At 62.1% G+C, this 25351-nt stretch carries 21 protein-coding genes; 12 read left to right on the top strand and 9 right to left on the bottom strand.

The annotated features are described in order from the left end of the window. Positions 1-341: 341 nt before the first annotated feature. Positions 342-827, bottom strand: a complete 486-nt coding sequence (locus ACR9ZQ_RS30565) for a GFA family protein (protein WP_310381346.1) — start codon at positions 825-827, stop codon at positions 342-344. A 408-nt stretch (positions 828-1235) separates the two neighbouring features. On the opposite strand from ACR9ZQ_RS30565, the gene ACR9ZQ_RS30560 reads away from it, so the two are divergent. From ACR9ZQ_RS30560 to ACR9ZQ_RS30535, 6 genes are read left to right on the top strand one after another with little or no spacing between them, the layout of a single operon-like run. Beyond that, a complete protein-coding gene (locus ACR9ZQ_RS30560) occupies positions 1236-2414 on the top strand; it encodes an acyl-CoA dehydrogenase family protein (protein ID WP_481429480.1) in 1179 nt (392 codons plus the stop codon). Positions 2415-2425: 11 nt separating this feature from the next. After that, positions 2426-3784 carry an LLM class flavin-dependent oxidoreductase gene (locus tag ACR9ZQ_RS30555; RefSeq protein WP_481429479.1) on the top strand — a complete coding sequence of 453 codons (1359 nt, stop codon included), beginning with the start codon at positions 2426-2428 and terminating at the stop codon, positions 3782-3784. A gap of 10 nt (positions 3785-3794) precedes the next feature. After that, positions 3795-4136, top strand: coding sequence for a DUF3088 domain-containing protein (locus tag ACR9ZQ_RS30550; protein WP_481429478.1), 342 nt, complete (start codon positions 3795-3797; stop codon positions 4134-4136). 12 nt (positions 4137-4148) lie between these two features. Further along, entirely contained in the window at positions 4149-5381 is a 1233-nt protein-coding gene (locus tag ACR9ZQ_RS30545) for an acyl-CoA dehydrogenase family protein (protein ID WP_481429477.1), read from the top strand. Further along, positions 5378-6703 carry an LLM class flavin-dependent oxidoreductase gene (locus ACR9ZQ_RS30540; RefSeq protein ID WP_481429476.1) on the top strand — a complete coding sequence of 442 codons (1326 nt, stop codon included), beginning with the start codon at positions 5378-5380 and terminating at the stop codon, positions 6701-6703. The genes ACR9ZQ_RS30545 and ACR9ZQ_RS30540 overlap by 4 nt, the downstream gene beginning before the upstream one ends. 34 nt (positions 6704-6737) lie before the next feature. Beyond that, the gene (locus ACR9ZQ_RS30535; protein ID WP_481429475.1) at positions 6738-7589 is read left to right on the top strand and encodes an NADPH-dependent oxidoreductase; all 852 of its coding nucleotides are present in this window, start codon (positions 6738-6740) and stop codon (positions 7587-7589) included. Between the two features lie 27 nt (positions 7590-7616). Here ACR9ZQ_RS30535 and gcvA read toward each other — a convergent pair whose 3' ends face one another. Next, positions 7617-8627, bottom strand: a complete 1011-nt coding sequence (gene gcvA, locus ACR9ZQ_RS30530; protein ID WP_113320719.1) for a transcriptional regulator GcvA — start codon at positions 8625-8627, stop codon at positions 7617-7619. A 299-nt stretch (positions 8628-8926) separates the two neighbouring features. Here gcvA and ACR9ZQ_RS30525 point away from each other — a divergent pair, with 299 nt between their 5' ends. Together ACR9ZQ_RS30525 and ACR9ZQ_RS30520 are read left to right on the top strand one after the other, a co-directional pair. Continuing rightward, positions 8927-10534, top strand: a complete 1608-nt coding sequence (locus tag ACR9ZQ_RS30525; protein ID WP_481429474.1) for an ABC transporter substrate-binding protein — start codon at positions 8927-8929, stop codon at positions 10532-10534. A 14-nt stretch (positions 10535-10548) separates the two neighbouring features. Beyond that, a complete protein-coding gene (locus ACR9ZQ_RS30520; protein ID WP_481429473.1) occupies positions 10549-12168 on the top strand; it encodes an ABC transporter substrate-binding protein in 1620 nt (539 codons plus the stop codon). A 65-nt stretch (positions 12169-12233) separates the two neighbouring features. Here ACR9ZQ_RS30520 and ACR9ZQ_RS30515 read toward each other — a convergent pair whose 3' ends face one another. The 7 genes from ACR9ZQ_RS30515 to ACR9ZQ_RS30485 all read right to left on the bottom strand — a co-directional run bounded on the left by ACR9ZQ_RS30515 (position 12234) and on the right by ACR9ZQ_RS30485 (position 20070). Continuing rightward, complete coding sequence (locus ACR9ZQ_RS30515; protein WP_481429472.1) at positions 12234-13652, bottom strand: FAD/NAD(P)-binding protein; 1419 nt, start codon at positions 13650-13652, stop codon at positions 12234-12236. A gap of 131 nt (positions 13653-13783) precedes the next feature. Beyond that, entirely contained in the window at positions 13784-15028 is a 1245-nt protein-coding gene (locus tag ACR9ZQ_RS30510) for an acyl-CoA dehydrogenase family protein (protein WP_481429471.1), read from the bottom strand. Positions 15029-15100: 72 nt separating this feature from the next. After that, positions 15101-16159 carry an aldo/keto reductase gene (locus ACR9ZQ_RS30505; protein ID WP_481429470.1) on the bottom strand — a complete coding sequence of 353 codons (1059 nt, stop codon included), beginning with the start codon at positions 16157-16159 and terminating at the stop codon, positions 15101-15103. A 12-nt stretch (positions 16160-16171) separates the two neighbouring features. Then, positions 16172-17107 carry an ABC transporter ATP-binding protein gene (locus ACR9ZQ_RS30500; RefSeq protein ID WP_481429469.1) on the bottom strand — a complete coding sequence of 312 codons (936 nt, stop codon included), beginning with the start codon at positions 17105-17107 and terminating at the stop codon, positions 16172-16174. Beyond that, positions 17085-18080, bottom strand: coding sequence for an ABC transporter ATP-binding protein (locus tag ACR9ZQ_RS30495; RefSeq protein WP_481429468.1), 996 nt, complete (start codon positions 18078-18080; stop codon positions 17085-17087). Before ACR9ZQ_RS30495 ends, ACR9ZQ_RS30500 begins: the two co-directional genes overlap by 23 nt. Beyond that, on the bottom strand, positions 18080-19084 hold the full coding sequence (locus tag ACR9ZQ_RS30490) for an ABC transporter permease (RefSeq protein ID WP_310381308.1): 1005 nt from the start codon (positions 19082-19084) through the stop codon (positions 18080-18082). The genes ACR9ZQ_RS30495 and ACR9ZQ_RS30490 overlap by 1 nt, the downstream gene beginning before the upstream one ends. Further along, a complete protein-coding gene (locus ACR9ZQ_RS30485; protein WP_113320712.1) occupies positions 19081-20070 on the bottom strand; it encodes an ABC transporter permease in 990 nt (329 codons plus the stop codon). Before ACR9ZQ_RS30485 ends, ACR9ZQ_RS30490 begins: the two co-directional genes overlap by 4 nt. 281 nt (positions 20071-20351) lie before the next feature. Between ACR9ZQ_RS30485 and ACR9ZQ_RS30480 the strand changes: the two genes are divergently transcribed. The 4 genes from ACR9ZQ_RS30480 to ACR9ZQ_RS30465 all read left to right on the top strand — a co-directional run. After that, positions 20352-21956: an ABC transporter substrate-binding protein gene (locus tag ACR9ZQ_RS30480; protein ID WP_439018415.1), complete on the top strand. Its 1605-nt coding sequence runs from the start codon at positions 20352-20354 to the stop codon at positions 21954-21956. Between the two features lie 27 nt (positions 21957-21983). Then, positions 21984-23162, top strand: a complete 1179-nt coding sequence (locus ACR9ZQ_RS30475) for an LLM class flavin-dependent oxidoreductase (protein ID WP_481429467.1) — start codon at positions 21984-21986, stop codon at positions 23160-23162. 13 nt (positions 23163-23175) lie between these two features. Next, entirely contained in the window at positions 23176-24213 is a 1038-nt protein-coding gene (locus tag ACR9ZQ_RS30470; RefSeq protein WP_481429466.1) for an ABC transporter substrate-binding protein, read from the top strand. 12 nt (positions 24214-24225) lie between these two features. Further along, on the top strand, positions 24226-25351 hold a 1126-nt coding region (locus ACR9ZQ_RS30465; RefSeq protein WP_481429465.1), incomplete at its 3' end, for an acyl-CoA dehydrogenase family protein.

Here is a 25351-nt window from a genome sequence, read left to right as displayed (position 1 = left end):
TTGTCGCAACAGACGACCGGCCATCTCCAGCGCAACTGGAAGCGCGCCCCTGAACATCGATACCGCGAACCGCCGCCATGTTCACTTGACGCGAAATAGCCTTGTCGAATGCCGCAAAAATCGGTCCCATTCTGTGCCGGGCGCACGTGAAGGCGACGCTATCTTGTCGTCAGATGTTGCAAATCAACCAGACGGCTGCCGTTTTAGGCCCTCAATGTCGGCGTTGAAGTGGCGCGTGCTGGGGAAGAGTTTCGCCGTCGTCGCGAAAGAAGTGCGTGAAGTTGCAACAGCGCTCGGCGGTGGTCGCGTCACACTATTATTCGCTCACACTAAACCGGACACTAGACAGTCGGAGGCCAGATATCCGTTTCATGGTCTGGATGCTGATGGTTGGTGCTCGTGATCCGGTGCAGCATCTGAGGGTTGTCGGCGTAAGTCGGTCGGTCGCCGGGTACCTGTACGAGCCCAGAATACCAAGATACACGACTCTCGTTACCGTACTGATTTTCGGGCGGCGCACGGTTAGGCTCGTCGAGCGTACCGACAAGAACACCGATGTCCTCGCCATCAGGATAGTCGAATGTCAGCGGGGTGCCGCAGTCGCAGCAGTATCCGCGGCGCCCGACATCCGAACTGCGGAAATAGCTGACTGCACCGCGTGTTACGCGAAATGCCGTCTTCATTACGGGGCAGATGATCGCGAAGGGGCCGCCTACTGCCTTCTGGCACATTCGGCAGTGACATATGTGAACATTCTGCGGTTGCTGATCGAGCGAATATCGGACGGCACCACATTGGCAGCCTCCCGTCAGAACGATGGTTTGCATAATGTCTTCCACTGACTAAGTTTCGGAAATCGGCGACGTCCAGGACTCCTGCGGGCACATGCTTCAAAGTCGGTCCTTGCGAGATAGTATCCCGCGAAGAAGGTCCACATCAAGCAACGTCCCTGGCGCCTGTGGCGCCATAGACTTCATCGTTGATGAAGCTTGCTTCCTGCGACGCGCGAGCAGGACAAAAACAAGCGCCAGCGGGTGGCGCTCATCAGTCAGGCGACTGAGCCGTATCAGGACTCGGAGCAGGCCGAGACTTGTAATCCGATTATGCGCTGGTTCCGGAAAGAATTTCTTTCCCGAACCCCAAATTCATTTGTCTGGACTTGCCCCGAGCATCGGTCGACGGTCGGCGCCATAGACGCCGCCAGAACTCCTGGCGCCGTGATGTGCAGAGGCTATATGTCGTTCGAATTTGACGTTGATGATCCGCTCCTAGCAAAGGCTGCCGAGTTGCGGGCGGCGTTCCACCGGGATGCGGTCGATCGGGACAAGCAAGGGGGAAGACCTGTTGAGCAGATCAGGCTCCTGAAGGAAAGCGGCCTGCCGTCGGCGCAAATCGCGAAAGCCTATGGTGGGCAGGGGGCTCCCTGGCTGACGATCCTTCGCATCGTGCGGGAATTCGCCAAGACCGACGGGTCGCTCGCACATCTCTTCGGTTACCATCATCTGCCTCTGAACCTCATCCTCTTTCGGGGTTCGAATCCCCAGAAGGATAGGTGGCTGAGCGGATCGGCTGCCGGCAACTGGATCTGGAGCAATTCCGGCAATGCCATGTCGAAGACCTCGACAGGCGAAAAGACCAAAGGCGGCTGGACGATCAACGGCAGCCGTCCCTTTTCCTCGGGCTCGCACATTGCCGACTATATTCAGATATCCTGGGAAAATTCATCCGGCGAACGCCTGACCGCGGCGGTCCCCGCGGATCATCAGCGCATCGTGATTGCGGATGACTGGGATGGCATCGGCCAGCGGCAAACCGGCAGCGGCACCGTCCATTTCCGCGATCTTTACATCGACGACGATGAGGTGATCAGCGCGCCTTCTGTGCCACTGACGCCTTACGCGTCCCTCACCTCGCTTCTTCAGCAGAGCGTACTTCTCAACGTGTTCGTCGGCAGCGCCCAGGGCATCCTGGAAGAGGGGCGCGACTATACGGTAACATCATCCCGACCGTGGATCTATTCGGGCGTGGAACGACACATCGACGACCCCTGGATCAAACGCCAATATGGCGAACTCTATATCCGCACGCTTGCGGCCGCAGAGCTTGCCGACAAGGCTGCCCGCAGCCTCGATGACGCCTATGCGCAAGGACCCTCCCTGAGCCACGCCGATCGTGGTGCTGCCGCCATCGATATCGCCACGGCCAATCTTTATGCGGGCGAGGTCGGCCTTGCCGTGTCGAGCGAGGTCTTCGAGGTCATGGGCGCGCGTTCCGCCACGCAGGCCAACGGCTTCGACCGTTTCTGGCGCAATGTGCGGACCCACACGCTGCACAATCCTGCCGAATACAAGAAGCGCACGGTCGGCGCCTTTCTGCTGACGGGCGAGTTCCCCGTGCCGGCCATCTACCGCTGAAAGGATATTCCATGGCAAGACGCAAGGACCAGATCAAGCTCGGTGCCTTCCTGCTTTTCACCGGCCACCATGTCGCCGCCTGGCGCCATCCGCACGCCTCTGTCGGCACGGAATTCGAAAATTATCTCGAACTTGCACGCCTTGCCGAGGCTGCGAAATTCGATGCCATCTTCTTTGCCGATGGCGTGGCAGCACGGTTGAAAGACGTCGAAGCGGCAAGCCGCAAGGCCCATAGTGGCATTTATCCGTTCGAACCGATCACGTTGCTCTCGGCGCTTTCCTCCGTCACCCGCAATATCGGCCTGATCGCCACCGCCTCGACGAGCTTTTCCGATCCGTTCAATCTGGCACGGCAGTTTGCGTCCCTCGACCGGTTGAGCGGCGGGCGGGCCGGCTGGAACCTCGTCACATCTTCCGATCCGGACGCCGCCTATAATTTCGGGCATGACGCGCAGATCCTGCATGCCGACCGTTACGAGCGCGCCGAGGAATTCGCCGATGTCGTCCTCGGCCTCTGGGACAGCTTTGAAGACGACGCCTTCATTCGCGACAGGCAATCGGGACGCTATTTCGATCCTCACAAGCTCCACAGGCTCGATCACAGTGGCAAGCACTTCAAGGTGCGCGGCCCCCTCAACATCCCGCGCTCACCGCAGGGGCGGCCAGTCCTGGTTCAGGCGGGAGCCTCCGAGCCCGGCAAGGAGCTTGCCGCGCGTACCGCGGAAGCCATATTCGCCGCCCAGATCACCCTTGAGGAAGCGGTCGCTTTCTACGCCGATGTCAAAGGCCGGCTTGCCAAATTCGGCCGTTCACATGACGACCTGAAAATCCTGCCGGGCATTTTCCCTGTTGTCGGCAGAACAGAATCCGAAGCGCAGGAAAAGTTCGAATCCCTGCAGGCGCTCATTCAGCCCGAAGTCGGACTGAACCTGATCTCCCAGCTCTCCGGTGTCGATCTATCCGCCTATCCGCTCGATGGGCTGGTGCCCGACGATCCGCCGGCCACCAATGCCGGTAAAAGCCGACAGGCTCTCGTCCTTGATCTCGCCCGACGCGAAAATCTGACGATCCGCCAGCTCTATCTGCGCATCGCCGGCGCCCGCGGCCACTGGCAGGTGGTCGGCACGCCGGTCCAGATCGCCGATGTGCTCGAAGAGCGTTTCGAAAATTACGGGGCCGACGGCTTCAACATCATGGCGCCGCTGATGCCGGGCGGGCTTGCCGACTTCATCGAGCTCGTCGTTCCGGAGCTGCGCCGCCGAGGCCTCTTTCGCACTGAATACGAAGGCGCGACGCTGCGCGAGAATCTGGGTCTCAAGCGCCCGGCAAACCGCTTCGCAGATGCCGGCAATGCTGCGGCGGCCGAATAGGGAGAAACCAATGAGCCACGACAAGCTTTATCTCATCGAACCGGGTTTTTCCGATCCCAACAAGCCGGGCGTCAGTTTCGTCTGCCCCTATTGCAACGCTATCGAGGGACTGCTGGCGTCCTTCCCCGATCTTGCAGGCAAGATCGAGGTGGAGCGGGTTGCCTTTCCCCGGCCGCGCGCAAACGTGATTGCTGCCGTCGGCGAGGAACATCAGTCGTTGCCCGTGCTTGTTCTCGCCGAGAACGCACCGGCTGATGCTGAACACTGGAATGGCGTGCGTTTCGTCAACAAGACCGATCGCATCCTCGAACTGCTTGCCGAGCGCCATGGCTTCCCGCGGCTTCATAACTGAAGGAAGAACACCGTGACCGTAAAGCCTGGAACGTTCGAGCCAAATCAACCAGAGCCGACACCAAATCTGCCTGCCCTCTTTGAGGCGGATCGAGACAATCCCTATCTCGCCAAGGCGGCCGAACTCACGGAGATCTTTGCTCACGATGCTGTCGAACGCGACCAGCTCGGCGGCCGACCCTGCGAACAGATCAGGCTTCTGAAGGAGAGCGGCCTCGTCAATCTGCTGATCCCGAAGGAATTCGGCGGTGAGGGGCAGCCCTATTCGACCGCGCTCAGGGTTCTGCGTGAATTTTCCAAGGTCGATGGTTCGCTCGGTCATCTCTACGGCTATCATTTCGGCCCGCTGCAGAACGCGGCGACGGCTGGCGACAAGCGCTCACATGAGATCTTGCGTCGCTCAGCGGATGGCCGCTGGTTCTGGGGTAATACGACCAACAGTTTTTCGAAGAGCCTGTTCGGCCGAAAGACCGCCGGTGGTGTCATCCTGAACGGCTTTCGCCCCTTCGCCTCCGGCTCGCATGTCGCCGACTATCTCATGGTCGCCTGGGAAGACGAGGAAACCAACCAGCGCAGCTTTGCCTACATTCCGGCCAATCGTCCGGGGATCACCATCGCCGACGACTGGGACGGTATCGGCCAACGGCAGACAGGCAGCGGTAGAGTCTTCTACAAGGATGTCGGGATCGACGGTGACGAAATCCTGGCGGAGCGCCCGCGCGACCCGATCGCGCTTCTGGCGCCCCAGCAGCAGCAGAGCGTGCTCCTCAACGTCTTTGTCGGCACCGCCCAGGGCGCGCTCACAGCAGCCCGCGACTATACGGTCACGAAATCACGGCCCTGGATCTATTCCGGCGTCGAGCGACACGTCGACGATCCCTGGATCAAGCGGCAATATGGTGAGCTCTGGACGAAGGTGCAGGCTGCGACCGCGCTTGCCGACCGGGCAGCTCAGGCCCTGGACGCCGCCTATGCCAAAGGCGCTGCGCTGACGGCGGACGAGCGCGGCCAGGCAGCGATTGCAGTTGCTTCCGCCAACGTGCTGGCCGGCAAGGTGGCGCTCGAGGTCACAAGCGAGATCTTCGAGGTCATGGGCGCGCGGTCGGCGGTGCGCGCCCATGGTTTCGACCGGTTCTGGCGCAATGTGCGCATCCATACGCTGCACAATCCGGCCGAATACAAGACACGCAATGTCGGGACGTGGTTCCTGACGGGCGACTATCCTGAACCCGGGATATTCCAATGAGCGGGCGTGAGCTTCATCTCAACATCAATATCCTGCATTCGGGCTTCTCGCCTGCGGCTTGGCGGATGGAAGGCAGCGATCCTCGCGCCTCCTTCGATATCAATCACTACATCAATGTCGCCAGGATCGCCGAACGCGGCACGTTCGATGCCGTCTTCCTCGCCGACCAGGCGGCGATCTCGGACCGGGTGGACTTCCGGCCGCTGACCTCGCTCGAGCCAACGATCGTGCTTGCGCTGGTCGCCGCCAACACACAGCATATAGGGCTCATCGCCACCGCCTCGACGACCTATAACGAACCCTACAATATCGCCCGTCGCTTTGCGACGCTTGACCATGCGAGCGCCGGCCGGGCCGGCTGGAACATCGTCACCAGCGTCGACCTGTCGCAGAGCCGCAATTTCGGCCTCGAAAAGCCGGTCGCCCATTCCAGCCGCTACGAGCGCGCCGGCGAATTTACCGCCGTCGTCAAGGCGCTGTGGGACAGCTGGGAGGAAGATGCCTTTATCGGCGATGTCGCGACAGGCCGTTTCGTCGATCCGACACGTGTCCATGCGATCGCCCATCGCGGCAAGCATTTCCAGGTGCACGGGCCGCACAATATTCCACGCCCGCCTCAGGGCCATCCGGTTCTCGTCCAGGCCGGCGGCTCGAACGATGGAAGAGAGCTTGCGTCCGAACATGCCGAAGCCGTTTTCTCCGCCTCGCAATCCTTCGAAGAGGCGCTCGATTATGCCGGCGACCTGCGCCGGCGTGCTGCCCGCTTCGGCAGGCCGGCCGACAGCATCCTCGTGCTTGCCGGCCTCGCGACGATCATCGGCAGTACCGAGATCGAGGCCAAACGCCGGCAGGAAGAGCTGCGCGAGCTGATACCGCTCGAATATAGTCTCGCTCGACTTGCGGGCGTGCTGCAGCTCGACGCCAAGAACCTCGACCTCGACGCGCCGCTACCGGACGACATTCCGCTGCCGCCCGATGGTGGCCATACTTTCTTCCGCGCCACGCTGGCGCTCGCCAAACGGGAGGGGCTCAGCGTGCGCGGCCTGATCCGCGCCTTGAACGGAGGCACTGGCCATCGCACCATTGTCGGCACGCCACAGGACGTTGCCGACGACATCGAACGCTGGTTTGTCGCCGGTGCGGCAGATGGCTTCAACCTGATGCCGGACGTATTGCCGCACGGGCTTGAGGTCTTTGTCGACGAGGTCGTGCCGATCTTGCGCAAGCGCGGACTGTTCCGACAAGCCTATAGCGGCCGGACGCTTCGCGAGCATCTCGGTCTCGCCCGCCCGACCAATCCTTATGCGGCCGCGGCAGAATAGCGACCGACAATGACAGCAGGCAGGGGAAATCGATATGACGCCATCAACAGCAACAGAAAGAAACGTCGGCAACGACAGGCTGAAGGCGCTTGCCGGCGAGCGTTACCGCAATAAGCAGCAGCTTTCGGGCGATTGGACCGAAACCATCGAGACGATCCTCTCACATCGGAGCGTGCGTCACTATCTGCAGGACCCGGTACCGGCGGAGGCAATCGAGCTTGCCGTTGCCGCCGCCCAGTCAGCGCCGAGTTCCTCGAACCTGCAAGCCTGGAGCGTGGTTGCCGTTGAGGACGTCGAACGTCGCGGACGTTTGAATGCGGTTGCCGGCAATCAGCGCCAGATCGCCCAGGCCCCGCTTCTGCTTGTCTGGCTCGCCGATCTTGCCCGACCGCGCAAGATTGCAACGGAGCGCGGCGCGACGGGCGAAGGTCTTGACTACGTGGAAAGCTTTCTTCTTGGCGTGATCGACGCGGCACTCGCCGCCCAGAACGCCGTCGTCGCCCTGGAATCTCTTGGCCTCGGCACCTGCTATATCGGTGCGATCCGCAACGATCCGGAAACGGTCGCCCGCGAACTCGCCCTGCCCGATGGTGTCTTTCCCGTTTTTGGCCTGACGGTCGGTTATCCCGATCCGGCGGTGCCCGCCGGCGTCAAGCCACGCCTGCCGCAGACAAGCGTCGTGCACCGCGAGCGCTATCAAGATGGCGCACCGGCCGATGATCTCGCCGGTTACAATTATATTCTCAGAACCTTCCAGACCGAACAGACCATGCCTCTGATCGACTGGACCGATCAGGTTCGCAATCGCATCGGCACGGTCGAGGCGCTCAGGGGCCGCCATGTACTTGGCGAGGTGGCGCGCAAACTGGGGTTCCGGCTGAAATAGGCCGTCCCGGCCTGCCTCTGCACGATCTCACTCGGCGGCGATCATATCGAAATCGGATCGAGGGCTACGGGACGAGGCGACCTCAATCGTCTGCGCGGCGCGCGCCTCGGCAAGCAGCCAGTTGCGGAAGAGATCGACCCGCATCAGCCGCGCCTTGTGGGTGGATGTGACGAAAAAATAGGAATAGCCGACCGCCTGCGGACTGCCGAGGGGGCAGACGAGCCGGCCACTGCGGATCTCGGCTTCCGCGAGCCGGATCTTGCCGAGACCGAGCCCCTGGCCGGCGACAGCCGCGTCGAGCACAAGCGAGGACTGGTTCAATCGGAAGCCGCCGCGCGACGGGCGATAGGAAAGTCCCTCGGCGCGCAGCCAGGCATGCCAGTCCGGGCAGGCATGGTCATGCTCAGCCCCTTCTTCATGAAGAAGCGGCACGTCTTCGATCGCCTCCGGTCGCTCCCACAATCCGTGGTGGTCGGCAAATTGCGGACTGCAGACTGGCACGACCGCCTCTGAGAAGAGATGATCGACCGCGAGGCCGGGATAGGCGCCGCTGCCGAAGCGGATCACGCAGTCGGCGTCGCTCGCGTCGAGGTCCGTCAGATCGGTCGAGGCTTCGACCAGGACCTGCAGGCCGGGGGCTGCGCGGCGAAGCGCATCGAGCCGCGGGATCAGCCATTTGCTGGCGAAGGACGGTGCGACGGACACCCGGATCGGCTGCTCGTGATCGCTCGTCGCAAACTGCGTCATGGCCGAAAGAACGGCGTCGAAGGCATCGGTCAGACCCGGCATCAGGGCGTGGCCTGCCGGTGTCAGCTGCAGCTGGCCGCGCACCCGGTTGAACAGCGGCTGGCCAAGGTAGTTTTCCAGGAGCCTGATCTGCTGGCCGACGGCAGCCGAGGTGACGTGCAGCTCTTCGGCGGCACGGATGAAATTGAGATGACGCGCCGTCGCGACGAAGGCGCGCAGCGACGTCAGCGGCGGCAGACGGGCAAGCGTCGGATTGATGGTCTTCCTGCGGTGGGGCGCGAGCGTGTTCATGAGCTGATTGCACCACAAACCGACCAGACAAGACGAGAACCCACTTTGCGCCGATAGCGAGGCCGGAAACATTTCCTTGCGCGTGATCACCCTTGCCGGAGAAGCAAAAACTAAAATCGAAAAATTGTCTACTAAAAGACTAGATTATTACGGCCCCGGCACGCCTGCCGATTTGCGCGAAGCTTTGCTTTCGGGCGCTGCTAGAAAAACATTCTTCTCGATTTCCCCTCCCCGGACCGATCATGCGCGCTCACCAAGGCGTGGGCCTCGGCAGGCCGAAACGGACACAGGGGGTCGTTATGGATATCAACAGACGTCAGCTCAATCAGCTCTTCGCGTTCGCAGCGCTCAGTGCGGTCGTGCCCATCGGCCGCTTTGCCGAGGCGGCGGAGCCTGTCGCCGGCGGTACGCTCAACCTGCTCGTCCAGCCGGAGCCGCCCACACTCGTCACCCTTGCACATACGGCAGGCCCGACCACACGCGTCTCCGGCAAGGTCACGGAAGGATTGCTGGCTTACGGGCTGGACTTCAAGCCGATCCCGCAGCTTGCGACCGCCTGGCACGTCAGCGACGACGGGCTGGAATACCGTTTCGAACTCAGGCAGGGCGTCAAGTGGCATGACGGAAAACCCTTTACCGCCGAGGATGTCGCCTTCTCCATCCTGGCGCTCAAGGAGGTGCATCCGCGCGGCCGGGCCACCTTCTCCAGTGTCAAGGAAGTGGCAACACCGGCCCCCCATACCGCAATCATCCGTCTGTCGAAGCCGGCGCCTTATCTCATCGGCGCCTTGCAGGCGAGTGAATCGCCGATCGTACCCAAGCATGTCTACGAGGGCGCCACCGATCTTGCCGGACACGCAAATGGTCGCGCCCCGATCGGCACCGGTCCTTTCATCTTCCGCGAATGGGCGGTCGGCAGCCATGTGATCCTGGATCGCAATCCCGACTATTGGGACCAGGGCAAGCCCTATCTCGACCGCATCGTCGTCAAGTTCATTCCCGATGCCAGCGCCAGACTTGCAGCACTTGAGACCGGCGAAGTCGATATTGCTCCCGATACGCCGGTGTCGCTGAGCGAAATCGACCGGCTGAAAGCCTCGCCCACGCTTGCCGTCGACGATCGCGGCAACGATTATTCGCCGACCGTCTACCGCATCGAGTTCAACCTGCAGAACGAGTATTTCAAGCATGACAAGGTCCGCCAGGCCGTGGCCCATGCGATCGACCGGCAGACTGTCGCCAATATCGCCTTCTACGGCTATGCGGTCGCAGCGCCGAGCCCGATCAGCCCCTTCCTCAAGGCTTTCTATAATCCTGACGTCCCGGTCTATACCCATGATCCGGCAAGGGCCGAACAGCTTCTCGACGAAGCAGGCTTCCCGCGCGGGCCAGACGGTGTGCGCTTCGAGGTGCCGCACGATGTGATGCCCTATGGCGACACCTATACTCGTATCGGTGACTATCTGCGCGATGCGCTGTCCAAGATCGGCGTCAAGGTGACGCTGCGCGGACAGGATGTGCCGACCTGGCTGAAGCGCGTCTACACCGACGGCGATTTCGCCTTCGTCACCAACGGCATGGGCAATACGTTCGATCCGACCATCGGCGTGCAGCGTCTCTACTGGTCGAAGAACTTCAAGAAGGGCGTGCCCTTCTCGAACGGCTCGGGCTACAACAATCCGGAAATCGACGCGATCTTCGAACAGGCTGCGGTCGAGAACGACAGGGCCAAACGCGTCGAACTCTTCAACCGCATGCAGGTGATCATCGCCCGCGATCTGCCCGATATCACGCTCGTCTCCTTCCGGCAGCTGACGATCTTCAACAAGAAGGTCCAGGACCATACGGTGGTTGCCGACGGTCTCTCGGGCAGCCTCTCCTCCGCCTATCTCCTCAAGAACGCCTGACAGGGACGATCCTCATGAGCATCAATCGTCGCACTTTCAACCAGCTGCTGCTTTTATCCACCGCCAGCACGCTCGTGCCCTCGTTCGGCCTCAAGGCCGCAGAAGACAAGCCGAAGCCGGGCGGAACGCTGAACTTTATCGTCGAGCCCGAACCGCCGACAATCCTGGCGCTGGCGCACACCGCCGGCGGCACGCAGAAGGTCAGTCCGAAGATCACCGAGGGGCTGTTGACCTATGATTTCGACCTGACCCCGAAACCGCAGCTTGCGACCGAATGGTCGATATCCGACGACGGCTTGAGCTACACGTTCAAGCTGCGTCCTGATGTCAAATGGCATGATGGCAAACCCTTCACCGCCGATGACGTCGCCTATTCGATCGAACTCTTAAAGCAGGTCCATCCGCGCGGGCGCGGCACCTTCGCCAATGTCGTCAAGGTCGAGACACCTGATCCGCTGACAGCGGTGATCCGCCTGTCGAAGCCCGCGCCCTACCTGCTCAGCGCTCTCTATGCGGCGGAATCGCCGATCGTGCCGAAGCATATCTACGACAATGTCGCGATCGCCGACGTGCCGCTCAACAAGAACGGCAGCGCACCGATCGGCACCGGCCCCTTCGTCTTCAAGGAATGGACGCGCGGCTCGCATATCATCCTGGAGCGCAATGCTGATTATTGGGATGCAGGCAAACCCTATCTCGACCAGATCGTCATCCGCTTCGTGCCCGATGGAGCAGCAAGAGCAGCAGGCTTCGAGACCGGCGAATTCGATATCGGCGGCGACAATCCGATCCCGCTCAGCGATCTCGAGCGCATCAAGGCGCTGCCGAATATCAACGTCGATTCCCGCGGCTACGAAACCAAGGGCGATCAGACCCAGCTCATCTTCAATCTCGACAACGAATGTCTGAAGGATGTCAGGGTTCGCCGCGCCATCGCCCACGCGATCGATCTCGACGTCATCCTCAACACAGTCTGGTACGGTTACGGCCATATCTCGCCGACACCGATCAGTACCTTCCTGTCACGCTACCACGACGGCTCGATCAAGCCCTACGCCTACGATCTTGCGGCAGCCGAACAGCTTCTCGACGAGGCCGGCTACAAGCGCGGCGCCGACGGCACGCGCTTTGCCCTCAGGCTCACCCACAATTCCTACAATGAAGGCTTCAAGCGGGTCATCGAATATCTGAAACAGAATCTCACCCGTATCGGCATTACCGCGACGATCGATTCCTACGATTTCTCGACCTATATCCAGAAGGTCTATACCGAACGCGTCTTCGATGTGACGGCCGAATATCTCGGCAACCAGTTCGATCCGACGCTCGGCGTCCAACGCATCTACTGGTCGAAGAACTTCAAGCTCGGCCTGCCCTTTTCCAATGCGGCACATTACGCCAATCCGGAGGTCGACCGGCTGCTGGAGGCGGCATCGGTCGAAATCGACGAGCAGAAGCGAAGACAAGAATTCAACGATTTCCAGAGGATCATCGCCGACGAGGTTCCGGTGGTCAATCTGATCGCGCTGGAAAATGTCACGGTCTTCAACAAGCGGGTGAAGAACCACACGATCGGCGCCGAAGGCGTCCAGGCCAATTTCGCCGAGGTCTATATCAAGGACGGCGAAGGCTGACGGTTCGGGGGCGCATCTGACGATGCGCCCCCGATCGCTTTCCGATCTGTCGAATAAATGTTTGCTTAAGAGGCGGCGCGGGCCGGCGTGAATTTCGCGAGGATGCGGTCGGCAAGCGCGATCGCCTGCGTGCGCTGCTCGGTGATCGAGCTCGATTCCCAGGCGACACCGCGCAACGGATGGCCGATGGCGCTCAAGTTGCGGTGAACGCGCCCTTCCTCATTGATGAGGTCGCCTTCAGGGGTGGCGTCGATGCCGAAGCCGGTCGAATGCGGGCGCACCTCGCCGCTTGAAAGAAGCTGGCGAACAAACGGATCAGAGATTTGCCGCCAGTCGTGCAGCTGATGTCCACGGCAATCGATCACACCGCCGAACACGGTATCCTCGAGGCCGGCCGCCGTCTTCAGGGTTGCTGCGATACCGTTTTCATCAGGCCTTAGCGCCAGCAGGCGGGCCGTCTCTGCGACGAGCCGTCCCTGCGACCGCGCTTCTTCGACGCTGCGGTGGCTTTCCGGCGCGGATCGATGCGCCGTCACGTCCCAGAAGGCCCTCAGATGACGCGCAAAGCGCAGTCTTTCCCGATCCTCTGCGTTTTGCCAGAGCGGCAGGACGTGGTGGCGAATGGCAAGCGGCAGCCCCTGCCAGTCCCCACCGGCGGCGGCAAGCCGGCGCCGTTCCGCCTTGACGCGCGCAAGCAGGCCCCGCGCCGTCGAAGGAAGCGGCCCCTCGGCGAGAAAGTCACGGGCCGGCTCGGCATTCCTGCGACCCTCGACGAACTGGCCCCGCCGCGAAATCACCCGGTAGCGTCCACGAAACCCCCTCGCCTCCATGCTCGCGATCGCATCAACCATGGAGAGACTGGCACCGATGATGAGGATATCGGAACTGTCGCTCAACCGGTCGAGCGCTGCCGTGTTCCAGGGATTTTCGGCAAAGCGCGGATGTCCCGCCACAGCTGCCTCGGCAGGGCGCAGATCGGGCTGGAATACCCCGAGCGCCAGTACGGCCTCGTCCGCTTCCAAGACAGTGCCGCCCGTGGTCGCGACACGGACCCGGTGTGGCGATGATGACAGATGTGCCGCCGACGAACGGACGTGCTGCAGGCTCGATCCGGAGCGTGCCTGTGCAACCGCGCGCGTCAGTTCGTCGCGCACATAGGTGCCGTAAAGATGGCGCGGCGGGCTGCTTGCGGCAACGTCTGCGGGCGGCTGCCAGCCGTTGGCGGGGCCGTTTTCGGCAAGCCAGCGGGCCAGATGGCCCATGTCTTCGGGATAAAGCGAAAAGATCTCGGCCGGTCCGTTGACGAGATGGGCGGGATCGCTGGTGCTATAGGCAACGCCGCGCCCAAGCTCGGCACGCGGCTCGATGATGGTGATCGACAGCGCGACCGTGGTCTGGTCGAGCAGTTTGAGCGCGGTTAGCGCGCCGGCAAACCCGCCGCCGATAATGATGACGGAATGGCCTGGCTTTGGATCGAAATGCATGAGACCTCCCTCCCCGTTACGCAGATCCGGGGGACGACAGCAAGAAAGGCGCAAAGATCTCCTGCCGACGCGGCGGCCGGAGATCCGGATGACCCCGGGCGATAGATGGAAGCGACGCGACGGGCTGGGTTCTAGAAGACCTTGCCTTCTTCCAGATGCGTCGTCGTTCCGTTGATGTAGAAATCGCCGACCACACGCGCCTTGTGTAGAAGCGGATTATGGTTGAGCACAGTGCGGATATTGCGCCAGTGGCGGTCAAGGTTGAGATGCCTCGATGTCGCCGAGCCACCGCCGAGCTCGAAGACGTTGGTTGCGGCAGAAAGCGCGATCTGAGAGGCGACGATCTGCGTGCGCGCCGTCGTCAGGGCGCTTTCGACAAGAGCCGCTTCCAGTCGTTCCGGATCGCCTGCTCCGAACGCCGCGACGGAACGGTCAAGCGCGCGGGCCGCCTCGCGGATCAGCGTATCGACAGCAAAGGAGCCGCTGGCGATCTCACCCAGAATTTTCTGGACAAAGGGGTCGGCATTGGCCGTCTCGGCCGCACTATGGGCAGCCGAACGCGCCTGTCTGCGCACGTAATCGGTGCCTTCGGCCACCGCACCGCGCACCGCGCCGGCCATGGAAGCGGCAAGGTGGAGCTGGCGCAGGGTCGATGTATGGCGCCCGACAAGCGAATTGAGGCCGCGCGTGGAAATCTCATGGGCCAGGACCTCGACGTCCTCGAGCAGCACGCCGCCGCTTGCGGTCAGCCGTTGGCCCATGCCGTCCCAGTCATCGAGAATGGTGATGCCTTTGCGGTCGACCGGCAAGAGAACGCTGACGAGCTGGTCCTCGTCATTTTTCGCGCTGAAGGAAGCGAAATCGGAAAAGGCAGTGCCCGTCGCATACCATTTGCGGCCATTGAGGCGATAGCTGTCGCCGGATTTTGAAAGCCTGGTCGTCACCTCGCCGGGCCGCTTGGTGCCCTGTTCCGTATGAGCGCCGCCGAACAGCTTGCCGGCAAGCACTCTGGCAAGCTGTGTGCGATCGAGCGCTGTATTCGGATTGAGAATGAGGCTCTCGGTGAAATTGAAATGGCTGCGAAGCGCATGCGCGACATTGGAATCGGCCGCACCGATCGCCATGATCGTTTCGATATAGTCGAGGACACTGCCGCCAGGCCCGCCGAGCGAGGCGGGGATGCGCAGCGCTCCGAGACCGGCCTCCTTGAACAGGCGGAAAGCCTCAAACGGAAGCTCGCGATCGAGATCGCGCCGTGCCGCTTCCTTGCCGATTTCGGCTGCGAGCGCCGGTACCGTCGAAAGCAGGGCGGCAAGATCGGAATCGGGCGTTGATCCACCTGCAGATAACAGCACGGAAGAGGTCGGAATGGCCATGGTCAAGCTTTCAACGGCGGATTTTTGCAGAATGGGGAGGATCCACGCGAGAGCGGATCCTCCCCAACGGCCTCAGGCGACGGCGCGCGTCAGCGACACGACATTGTCGGTCCCACCTTCGCTGAGGCGCGGAACGCGCCCTTCGACCGGATGGCTTGGATCGTTGAAGCCCGGCGTCGACGGATGACCGGCCGTCACCAGCCTGTCGACCAGGGCCTCGTCCTCGGCATCGAGCTTGACGTCGAGCGCGCGGATATAGCTGTCCCAATGCTCTTCGGTGCGCGGACCGGTGATGGCGGCCGAGATCAGCTTGTTGTTCAACACCCAGGCGAGCGCGAACTCGGTCGGCGTAGTGCCCTTGCGGTTGGCATGGGCAGCGATCTCCTTGGCGATCGCAATCGATTCCGGACGCCATTCGGTTTCGAGGATGCGCTTGTCGCCACGGCCTGCACGCGTATCGGCACCCGGCTCCTTGCCCGGCTCATATTTGCCGGTCAGCACGCCGCGGGCGAGCGGCGAATAGGAGACAACGCCGAGGCCGTAAGAGTGGGCGGCCGGCAGCTGTTCGGCTTCGGCCGTGCGGTTGACGATGTTGTAGAGTGGCTGGCTTGCGACCGGCCGATCGATGCCGAGCTGATCGGCAAGATGAGCGATCTCGGCGATGCGCCAGCCGCGGAAATTCGAGACTCCGAAATAGCGAAGCTTGCCCGCGCGGATAAGGTCGGCAATGGCGCGCACCGGCTCTTCGAGCGGCGCGTCGAAGACGGCGCGGTGGAAATAAAGAATGTCGATATAGTCGGTGTTCAGCCGGCGCAGCGAATTCTCCACCGTCTCGATCACCCATTTGCGCGAGTGGCCGCCGAGGTTCGGGCCCTTGGTGTGCGAGTTGACGAACTTGGTCGCCAATACCCAGTGATCGCGGCTTGACTTGATGCCACGGCCCACGACCTCTTCCGACTTGCCGTCGTGATAGACGTCGGCCGTGTCGATGAAGTTGATCCCCTGCTCGCGTGCCTTGTCGATAATGCGGAAGGCGACCTCATCGGGCGTCGGCCCGCCGAACATCATGGTTCCAAGGCTGAGCGGTGACACTTTGAGCGCGCTGCGCCCGAGGTAGCGATAATCGACCATTTCATTCTCCATTCATTGAGCGTGGTGGCAGGCGACGGCATGGCCAGCGCCGAACTGGCGGAAGGCCGGATCCTCGGCCCGGCAGATATCGGTGGCAAGCGGACAGCGCGTGTTGAAGCGACAGCCGGACGGTGGATTGTGCGGACTTGGCAGGTCGCCGGTGATCGGGGCGGCTTGCTTGCGGCGCGACGGGTCGGGCACGGCGGCAAGCAGGGCCCGCGTATAGGGATGTTTGGCGCCGCTCCAGAGGTCGGCAGTCGAGGCGCTTTCGACGATGCGCCCGAGATACATGACGAGCACCCGGTCGGCAAAATAACGAACGACGGACAGATCGTGCGAGATGAAAAGATAGGAAAGCGACAGCTCCGTCTTCATCTCGACCAGCAGGTTGAGGATCTGAGCCTGGATTGACAGGTCAAGTGCCGAGACCGGTTCATCGCAGATGACGAGCTCGGGCTGCAAGATCAGCGCCCGGGCAATGCCAATGCGCTGTCGCTGACCGCCGGAAAATTCGTGCGGATAGCGCTCGAGGGAATCGCGCGGCAGGCCGACATGCTCGACCATTCCCGCAGCGATCGCATCACGCTTCCTGCGATCGCCGATGCCGTGCACGGCAAGCGGCGCCGTCAATATCGTGCGGATGGTCTGGCGCGGATTGAGCGAAGCGAAGGGGTCTTGGAAGATCATCTGGATGCTGCGGCGGATCGACTGCAGCTCCCTGTTCGACATGGCCGTAACATCGCGGCCGCGAAAGTGGACCTGCCCGGAAGACGGCGTGACGAGACGCGTCAGTGACTTGCCAAGCGTCGACTTGCCGCAACCGGATTCGCCGACGAGCGCAACCGTCTCGCCCTCGCCGATTTCCAGTGACACGCCGTCGACGGCACGCACCGTGCCGGCGCTGCCTGGATAATGGGTGGAGAGCCTATCGACCGACAGGAGCGACATGAGCGACCTCCGCATGGACTGAAACATAGGGGCAGGCGACTTCGCGGCCCGCCGAGATGGAAAACAGCGTCGGCACCGCCTGGGCGCAGGCGGGACGGGCGACCGGACAGCGCGGGCGGAAGGAGCAGCCCTTCTCGCCGGCGGCCGAGACGATGGAGCCCGGAATTTCGGCAAGCGGCCCATCGCGATAATGATAATCAGCCGTCAGCCGCGGCGAGGCAGCCAGGAGGCCGCGCGTATAGGGGTGATAGGGCGTATCAAAGACCGGACCGGGCAGCCCCTCCTCGATCTTGCGGCCGGCATACATGACGACGACGCGATCAGCCCATTGCGCCACGATGCCGAGATCGTGCGTGATCAGGATGACGGCCATGTTCAGCTTGGCGCGCAGATTGTCGAGAAGCTGCAGGACTTGCGCCTGGATGGTCACGTCGAGCGCGGTCGTCGCCTCGTCGGCGATCAGAAGTTTCGGATTGCAGGCAACGGCAATCGCGATCATCACGCGCTGGCGCATGCCGCCCGACAGCTGATGGGGATAGTCATCGATGCGTCTGGCCGGCTCCGGAATACTGACGAGGTCCAGAAGCTCGATCGCCCGGGCACGCGCCTGGCGGCGGCTCAGATCCTCATGGATCCGCAGCACCTCGATGATCTGGTCACCGATCGACAGGACCGGATTGAGCGAGGTCATCGGCTCCTGGAAGATCATCGCGATGTCGCGCCCGCGAATCCGGCGCAGCTGCCGTTCCGACAGCGCCAGCAGACTGCGACCGTCAAACAGGATTTCGCCACCCGGCCGGGCGTGCCGTGGCAGGAGCCCCATCAGGGCAAGGGCTGTCAGCGATTTTCCGGAGCCGGATTCACCAACGATCGCCAGCATCTCTCCCGGATTGGCGTTGAAGCTTACGCCCTTCACCGGCTCTGCGGTCGCAAAGCGGACGAAGAGATCGCGGACTTCGAGAAGATGGCTCATCAGCGTTCCTCCGAAAAGCGCGGATTGAGCGCATCGTTGAGCCCATCACCCAGAAGATTGAGTGCCAGTACGGTAAAGACGATCGCGAGACCCGGCAGGGCTGTCAGGTACCAAGCGGTGCGGATCACGTCCCGGCCGGCACCGATCATCGATCCCCAGGAGACGCGATTGGGATCGCCAAGCCCCATGAAGGACAGCGCCGACTCCATCAGGATGGCGCTTGCGACCATAACCGAGGAGGTGACGATCAGCGGCGGCAGGGCGTTCGGCAGGATTTCGCGGAAGATGATGCGTGCATGGCCGAAGCCGAGGCTTCGAGCGGCCAGCACATAGTCCTTCTCGCGGATGGCGCGGAACTCGGCCCGTGTCAGGCGCGCCACCGTCGGCCAGCTGACGATGGCAATCGCGATCGTGACGGTCGAGGTCGTCGGCTGAGCGATGGCGACCAGGACGACGAGCAAGACGAAGCTCGGGATCGTCTGGAAGATCTCGATGAATTTCACCAGGAGATCATCGACGATCCCGCCGAAATATCCCGCCATCGCGCCGATCGTGATGCCGGCGGAAAGCCCGAGGGCGGTCGCAGCGATACCGACCGTAAGCGAAATGCGCGCCCCGTGGAGGATGCCTGCGAGCACATCGCGTCCCATCGAATCCGTACCGAGCGGATAGGACGGATTTTGGCCCGGCCAGAGGAACGGTCGCGCCACCATCTCCATCGGATCGCCGGGATAAAAGACGGGAGCAAGAAGGGCAGCGAGTGCGGTGGCGATCAGGAACAGGACGCCGAACAATGCGGTGGGATTGGACAGAAAAACCTTGAGCTCACGCCGCAGACCGCGCCAGGCAATACCGGGTACGGCGGCGGCGCGCACGTCGGGCGCATGGATATGCGTCCAGCGCGGCTCGGCGGGTTTCTGGGGCAGCGGCCGCGAGGCGTCGCTGTCGTGCTCGGCCAGATCGATTGCGCTGCCGGCATAGGTATGAAGCTTCTGACTGGTCATCGGCTGGCTCCGATTCTGGGATCAATCCATGCCTGCAGCAGATCGACGGCCGCGTTGGCGACGATCACAAGGAAGGAGGACAAGAGCAAGATGCCGAGCAGCACGGAAAAATCGCGGGCCATCACGGCTTCGAAGGCAAGCCGGCCGAGCCCCGGCCAACTATAGACGGTCTCGACCACGACGGCTCCGCCAAGCATGCCCCCGAAATGCATGCCGGCCATTGTCGTGATCGGGATCAGCGCATTGCGCAGCACGTGACGCGTGGTCAGGAAGAAGGGCGACACGCCCTTGGCGCGGGCGGTGCGGACGAAATCCTGCGACTTGACCTCCAGCATCGCCGCGCGTGTCAGTCGCGCATAGATTGCCAGATAGAAGAGGGAGAGCGAGGTTGCCGGCAACACCATGTAGCGGATCCGGTCGAGGAGCGCCGGAAGCCCGGTCAGCCGCGATCCGATCGTGCTGTCGCCGCCGCTCGGCAGCCAGCCGAGCTTGACCGAGAAAAACAGGATCAGCATCAGGCCGATCCAGAAGCCGGGGATTGAGTAAAACAGCAGCGAGACGACCGAGATCACCCGGTCGGCAAGCCTGCCGGAAAAGCTTGCCATCAGCGCGCCGAGCAGCAGACCAACGGCAATGGCGATCAGCAGCGCGGCCAGCATCAGCGTCAGTGTTCCAGGCAGCCGCTGGCCGATGAGATCGGCAACCGGCATTCCGTAGCGCGGCGAAAAACCGAGGCTGAAATGCGCCAGGTTGTCCAGGTAGTTGGCGAGCTGGACGAGAAGAGGGTTGTCGAGCCCGAAGCGCTGGCGCAGAGCCGCCATTGTTTCCTCCGTGGCCGAACCGGATTCTGCCGCCATCACGTCGGCCGCATCGCCCGGTGCGAGCTTGAGCAGGAAGAAACTCAATATGACGATGCCGAGCATGGTCGGCACGGCCTGAATGACGGTCTTTCTGATCGTGCGGGCGACCCGCTTGAGTGCCGACATGGATTTCCACCTCGCGTCGCCGGAAGAATTCATCGTGCTGCGTTGCGATAGTAGTTGACTAAATCTGTGGGTTTTGTCAAATCCATATTAGTAAATAATTCCAAGAAGAGATCGAATATCGAAGTCTTTTGAAATTATTTAACGTCACTGAGATTTAGATAAGAATTTCCTACCGAAGCAGCTCCGGAATTGGGTAAAAAACTCTACTGCGGCGCCGAAGTATGGAAAGGCGAACCCAGGACGCCTGGCAACGGGCACGCACAATCATTGAGGGACCGACCATGCCAGCATTTCCTGCCCCGACACGCCGCAATTTCCTTCTTGCTTCCGTTGCGCTCACCGTGGCGTCGGCGACACGCCTGCCGGCCTTTGCGGCCCCTGTGCGTGGCGGCACAGCGACGCTGCTCCTGTCGGCCGAGCCGCCGGTGCTGACGACGATTGCCAACACTGCCTTCAATTCCGTCTACGTCTCGCCGAAGGTGATCGAAGGCCTTCTGACCTATGATTTCGAGCTGAACCCGCAGCCGCTCCTGGCCAAGGAATGGTCGGTGAGCCCGGATGGGCTCGCCTACACATTCCACCTGCGCGAGAGCGTAAAATGGCATGACGGCCAGACCTTCACATCGGCCGACGTCGCTTTCTCGATCAAGACGCTGAAGGAGGTTCATCCGCGTGGCCGCAACACGTTCCTCAACCTCGTCGACGTCGAAACGCCGGATCCGCTGACTGCGATCCTGAAACTCTCCAAGCCGGCTCCCTACCTCATCACTGCGCTTGCCTCCTCCGAGACGCCGATCGTTCCACGCCATATCTATGAAGGAACGAAGGTCGCGGAAAACCCGGCCAACCTTGCACCGATCGGCACCGGCCCCTTCAAGTTCAAGGAATGGGTTCGCGGCAGCCACCTCGTCTATGAGCGCAATCCTGAATACTGGGATCAACCGCGCCCCTATCTCGACCAGCTCATCGTCCGCTTCATTCCCGATGCAGCGGCGCGCTCCATCGCGATCGAAACCGGCGAAATCGATCTTGCGCCCTCGACGCCCGTTCCTCTCAGCGACCTTGAACGTCTGAAGGAGGTCCCCGGTATCGCCTTCGAGCAGCGCGGCTATCAGTATGCGAACGGCGTCAGCCGCATCGAGTTCAACCTCGAACGTCCCTTCTTCAAGGACATTCGCGTCCGCCAGGCCTTCGCCCATGTGATCGACCGCAAGGTGATCCTCAACACCATCAACTACGGCTATGGCGCGGCCATTCCCGGTCCGATCAATCCCAATCTTGCCAAATGGTATGATGGCGATCTGAAGACCTATCCGATCGATCTTGCTGCCGCCGAAAAGCTGCTCGACGAGGCCGGCTATCCGCGTGGCAGCGACGGCGTGCGCATCCGCATCAATCTCGACTATGTGCCGAGCGGAGAAACCTATCCGCGCGGTTCGGAATATATCCGCCAGGCGCTCGCCAAGGTCGGTGTCGATGCGACCGTCCGCAGCCAGGACTTCGCCACCTATACCAAACGCATCTATACCGACCGCGATTTCGATTTCGCCTTCGAGGGCATGAGCAACCTCTTCGATCCGACCGTCGGCGTCCAACGTCTCTACTGGAGCAAGAACTTCAAGCCGGGCGTGCCCTTCTCCAACGGCTCCGCCTACAGCAATCCTAAGGTCGATGCGCTTTTGGAGGCTGCGGCGATCGAGGTCGATGCGAAAAAACGTGTCGATCAGTGGCGCGAGATCCAACAAATTCTCGTCGAGGACCTACCGGCGATCGACATAGCCAGCCAGCCGGAGCTGACCATCTACAACAAGCGCATCGCCGACCACACGGTCGGTGGCGAAGGCGTTTCGGGCAGCCTCGCCTACGCCTATGTGGTGGCAGCCTAGGCAGGCAGAAAGAGAAACAGATCCGTCATGTCCATCCAACATCCTCCCGGCTCCATCGTCGGCCTGCCGAAATTTTCCGCCCCCACCGATTTTGCCGTAAGCCCGCTCTCGCAGGCGCTCAAACAGCCGGTACTGCTCGGCCTTTTCCTGCCGATCCAGGCCGGTGGCTGGACGCAATCGACGCTTGAGCGGTCGACCGACTGGCGCTTCGACTACAACAAGGCGCTCACGTTAAGGGCCGAGGAACTCGGCTTCGATCTCGTCTTCGCCCTGTCGCAATGGCTGCCGAAGGGCGGCTATGGCGGCGTCTTCAACGGCCAGGCCCTCGACAGTTTCGTATCAACGGCAGCCCTTGCCGGGCTCACGAAGAAAATCATGCTGATCTCCACCATGCATGTCCTCTACGGTCCGTGGCATCCGCTGCATCTTGCCAAATTCGGCGCCACACTCGACCACATCACCGGCGGCCGTTGGGGCATCAATGTCGTGACCGGCCACCGCGCGGTCGAGCACGAAATGTTCGGCTGGCCGCGCATCGAACATGACAGGCGTTACGAGCTGGCGGCCGAATTCCTCGAGGTCGTGCAGCGCCTCTGGAGCGACACGGAGAACTATTCCTTCGAGGGCGAAAGCAGCTGGAAACTCGGCGGCGGCTTCGTGACGCCGAAGCCCAATTTCGGCCGACCGATCCTCGTCAATGCCACGGGTTCGGATGCCGGCATCGCCTTTGCGGCCCGCTATTCGGACATCGTCTTCATCACCAGCCCGACGGGGGCCGATATCGACAGCGCGCTGCAGTCGCTGCCCGCCCATACCAAGAGGGTCAAGGATGCGGCCAAGGATGTCGGACGCACGGTGCGCACGCTGCTCAATCCGATGGTCATCTGCCGGCCGACAGAAAAAGAGGCCTGGGAGCTTGCCGACAGGATCGTCGCCCATGGCGACCAGCGCTCGCCGCAGGGGTTTTCGTCGCTAAACTCCGACGCCCGGGCCTGGAAAGGCCGCGATCCCCAGGATCCCTACCGCTTCGTCGGCGGCAATATCCGCGTCATCGGCTCGCCTGAAAGCGTGGTCGACCAGTTTCTGAAATTGAAGGCAGCCGGCGTCGACGGTCTGCAGCTCAGCTTCTTCGATTTCCGTGACGACCTCGAATTCTTCGGCAGCGACGTGCTGCCGCTGATGAAGCAGGCCGGCCTGCGCCACTGAGAAAGGGACAACCATGACCAGCAATGCCATTTCCGAAATCTGGTACACGCGCTGCCCGGTGCCGACACCGGTTGGCCTTGCCGCCCAACTCGGCTACCTGGAGGAAGGCTTCCGCAAGGAAGGTGTGACACTTAAATCGATCATCGACTCGCCGGACCGCGCCATCCGCCAGAGCCATTTCAACCATACGCTGGACTGGTCCTTCCGCCATGGCGGCAATGTGCCGCCAATCCGCGCCCGCTCGGAAGGCCGCAAGACCCGGCTCGTCGGCATCACCTGGACCGACGAGTTTCAAGCGATCATCACCCTGCCCCAGACCGGGATCAAACACACCAAGGACCTGAAGGGGCGTCGTTTCGGCATTGCCCGCCGGCCGGAAGGTATCGTCGACTTCATGCGCGCCACGGCCTTGAAAGGTCTGCAGTCGGCCCTTTTGCTCGAAGGTCTTGCGCTTGGCGATGTGGAGATCATCGACATCGCACTTGCCGATTCCGTGCTTGCCACCCAGGAGGGACCATCGCTATTCGGTCTAAAGCGTCGTCAGGCCTATGGCGAGGAGATCGCAGCCCTCCTCCGTGCTGAGGTGGATGCGATCTATGTGAAGGGTACAGCCGGTATCAGCGTCGCCAATCTGATCGGTGCCGTTCAGGTCGTTGAATTCGGTTTTCACCCTGACCCGAAGATCCGCATCAATTCCGGTTCGCCGCGCGTCCTCACCGTGGACGAACTGCTTGCGGACGAGCGACCCGATCTTGTTTACCGGCTCCTGGAGGCGATCTACAAGGCGTCCGACTGGGCCGAAGCCCATCCCGACGAAACCCGCCGCTTCGTTGCGCGCGAGGCAGGCGCCACCGAGGAGCAGGTACTGGCGGCAAACGGGGCGGAGATCCACCGCCATCTCGGCTTCGGCCTGGAGCCCGGGTTGGTCGAAGCGGTCGGCCACTACAAGGATTTCCTGCGCGACTTTGGTTTCCTCGCTGCCGACTTCGATATCGCCGATTGGGTCGACCGCCGTCATATCGACGGCTTTGATGCCCGCGCTGTCGCCTGACAGGAGATAAGCATGCTGCAGGAAACGATCGACCCCATCGACAGAGCACGAGGGCTTGCTAAGGATTTCGCGGTAGACGCTCATCATTTCGACGCGAGCGGCGAATTTCCTTTCGAGAACTTCGCCCGGCTTTACGAGGCAGGCCTGCTCGGCTTGATGACGGCGCCAGAGCACGGCGGCTATGGCGGGGGGCTTGCGGATGCGCAGGCTGTGATCAGCGAGATCGCCCGCGGCGAACCCTCCACGGCGCTGGTGCTCGCCATGCACTACAATAGCCACTACAGCCTGCGGCGGTTCGGAAAATGGCCGAGCCATCTCGCCGAGCGGGTGCTTCTTGCCAACCGGCTCGGCCCGGCCCTGATCAACGCCGCCCAGGCCGAGCCGCGTATCGGCTCTCCGGCCCATGGCGCCTTGCCGGAGACGATTGCAAGGCGGGTCGGCGACAGCTGGCGGATTACCGGTCGCAAGACCTATGTGACCGGCATTCCGATCCTCAAATGGGTATCGCTTCTGGCCCTGACCGACGAGCCCGAGCCACGACTTGCCTCCTTCCTCGTGCCGACCGACAGCCCCGGTTTGACGATCGAGAAGACCTGGAACGCCGCCGGCATGCACGCGACCGCCAGTGACGACATCATTCTTGATGATGTCGCGATCCCCCTCGAAGACGTTATCGAGGCGCAGCCTGCTTCGGAGCCGATAAGGCGGGAGGAGCACGCGACGGCCTTCTTCTTTTCGCTGATCGGCGCCGTCTATCACGGCGTGGCGCTGTCGGCGCGTGACAGGGTGATCTCCTTCTCGGCGCATCATGCGCCTGCAAGCCTCGGCGCACCGATTTCAACCGTGCCCCGCATCCAGGATGGTCTCGGCGAGATCGAGGTTCGCCTGTCGACGAATGCCAGGCTGCTGCGTTCGCTCGGCGAAGACGTCGATGCCGGAAGGCCGGTCGGGATCGACGGCATGGCGGTGCGCCATGTGGTGATCGACAACGCGGTTGCGGTGACAAGCCTGGCGCTCGATCTTGCCGGTAATCCCGGGCTCAACAGGGATTTCGGACTCGAACGTCAGCATCGCGATGCGATCACCGGCCGCTCGCACGCGCCGCAAAACCACATGGTCAGGGTGATCGCCGCCAAAA

It is taken from the genome of Rhizobium sp. KNZ14-9A (assembly GCF_056755015.1).
This window is presented reverse-complemented; position numbering and strand designations above follow the sequence as displayed.

Excerpts from the sequence above, each read along its gene's own strand:
- ACR9ZQ_RS30560 (WP_481429480.1), top strand. The coding sequence starts at position 1,236 with ATGTCGTTCGAATTTGACGTTGATGATCCGCTCCTAGCAAAGGCTGCC.
- ACR9ZQ_RS30540 (WP_481429476.1), top strand. The coding sequence starts at position 5,378 with ATGAGCGGGCGTGAGCTTCATCTCAACATCAATATCCTGCATTCGGGC.
- ACR9ZQ_RS30485 (WP_113320712.1), bottom strand. The coding sequence starts at position 20,070 with ATGTCGGCACTCAAGCGGGTCGCCCGCACGATCAGAAAGACCGTCATT.
- ACR9ZQ_RS30520 (WP_481429473.1), top strand. The coding sequence starts at position 10,549 with ATGAGCATCAATCGTCGCACTTTCAACCAGCTGCTGCTTTTATCCACC.
- ACR9ZQ_RS30490 (WP_310381308.1), bottom strand. The coding sequence starts at position 19,084 with ATGACCAGTCAGAAGCTTCATACCTATGCCGGCAGCGCAATCGATCTG.
- ACR9ZQ_RS30495 (WP_481429468.1), bottom strand. The coding sequence starts at position 18,080 with ATGAGCCATCTTCTCGAAGTCCGCGATCTCTTCGTCCGCTTTGCGACC.
- gcvA (WP_113320719.1), bottom strand. The coding sequence starts at position 8,627 with ATGAACACGCTCGCGCCCCACCGCAGGAAGACCATCAATCCGACGCTT.
- ACR9ZQ_RS30565 (WP_310381346.1), bottom strand. The coding sequence starts at position 827 with ATGCAAACCATCGTTCTGACGGGAGGCTGCCAATGTGGTGCCGTCCGA.
- ACR9ZQ_RS30550 (WP_481429478.1), top strand. The coding sequence starts at position 3,795 with ATGAGCCACGACAAGCTTTATCTCATCGAACCGGGTTTTTCCGATCCC.
- ACR9ZQ_RS30470 (WP_481429466.1), top strand. The coding sequence starts at position 23,176 with ATGACCAGCAATGCCATTTCCGAAATCTGGTACACGCGCTGCCCGGTG.
- ACR9ZQ_RS30535 (WP_481429475.1), top strand. The coding sequence starts at position 6,738 with ATGACGCCATCAACAGCAACAGAAAGAAACGTCGGCAACGACAGGCTG.
- ACR9ZQ_RS30480 (WP_439018415.1), top strand. The coding sequence starts at position 20,352 with ATGCCAGCATTTCCTGCCCCGACACGCCGCAATTTCCTTCTTGCTTCC.
- ACR9ZQ_RS30525 (WP_481429474.1), top strand. The coding sequence starts at position 8,927 with ATGGATATCAACAGACGTCAGCTCAATCAGCTCTTCGCGTTCGCAGCG.
- ACR9ZQ_RS30510 (WP_481429471.1), bottom strand. The coding sequence starts at position 15,028 with ATGGCCATTCCGACCTCTTCCGTGCTGTTATCTGCAGGTGGATCAACG.
- ACR9ZQ_RS30555 (WP_481429479.1), top strand. The coding sequence starts at position 2,426 with ATGGCAAGACGCAAGGACCAGATCAAGCTCGGTGCCTTCCTGCTTTTC.
- ACR9ZQ_RS30505 (WP_481429470.1), bottom strand. The coding sequence starts at position 16,159 with ATGGTCGATTATCGCTACCTCGGGCGCAGCGCGCTCAAAGTGTCACCG.
- ACR9ZQ_RS30500 (WP_481429469.1), bottom strand. The coding sequence starts at position 17,107 with ATGTCGCTCCTGTCGGTCGATAGGCTCTCCACCCATTATCCAGGCAGC.
- ACR9ZQ_RS30475 (WP_481429467.1), top strand. The coding sequence starts at position 21,984 with ATGTCCATCCAACATCCTCCCGGCTCCATCGTCGGCCTGCCGAAATTT.
- ACR9ZQ_RS30515 (WP_481429472.1), bottom strand. The coding sequence starts at position 13,652 with ATGCATTTCGATCCAAAGCCAGGCCATTCCGTCATCATTATCGGCGGC.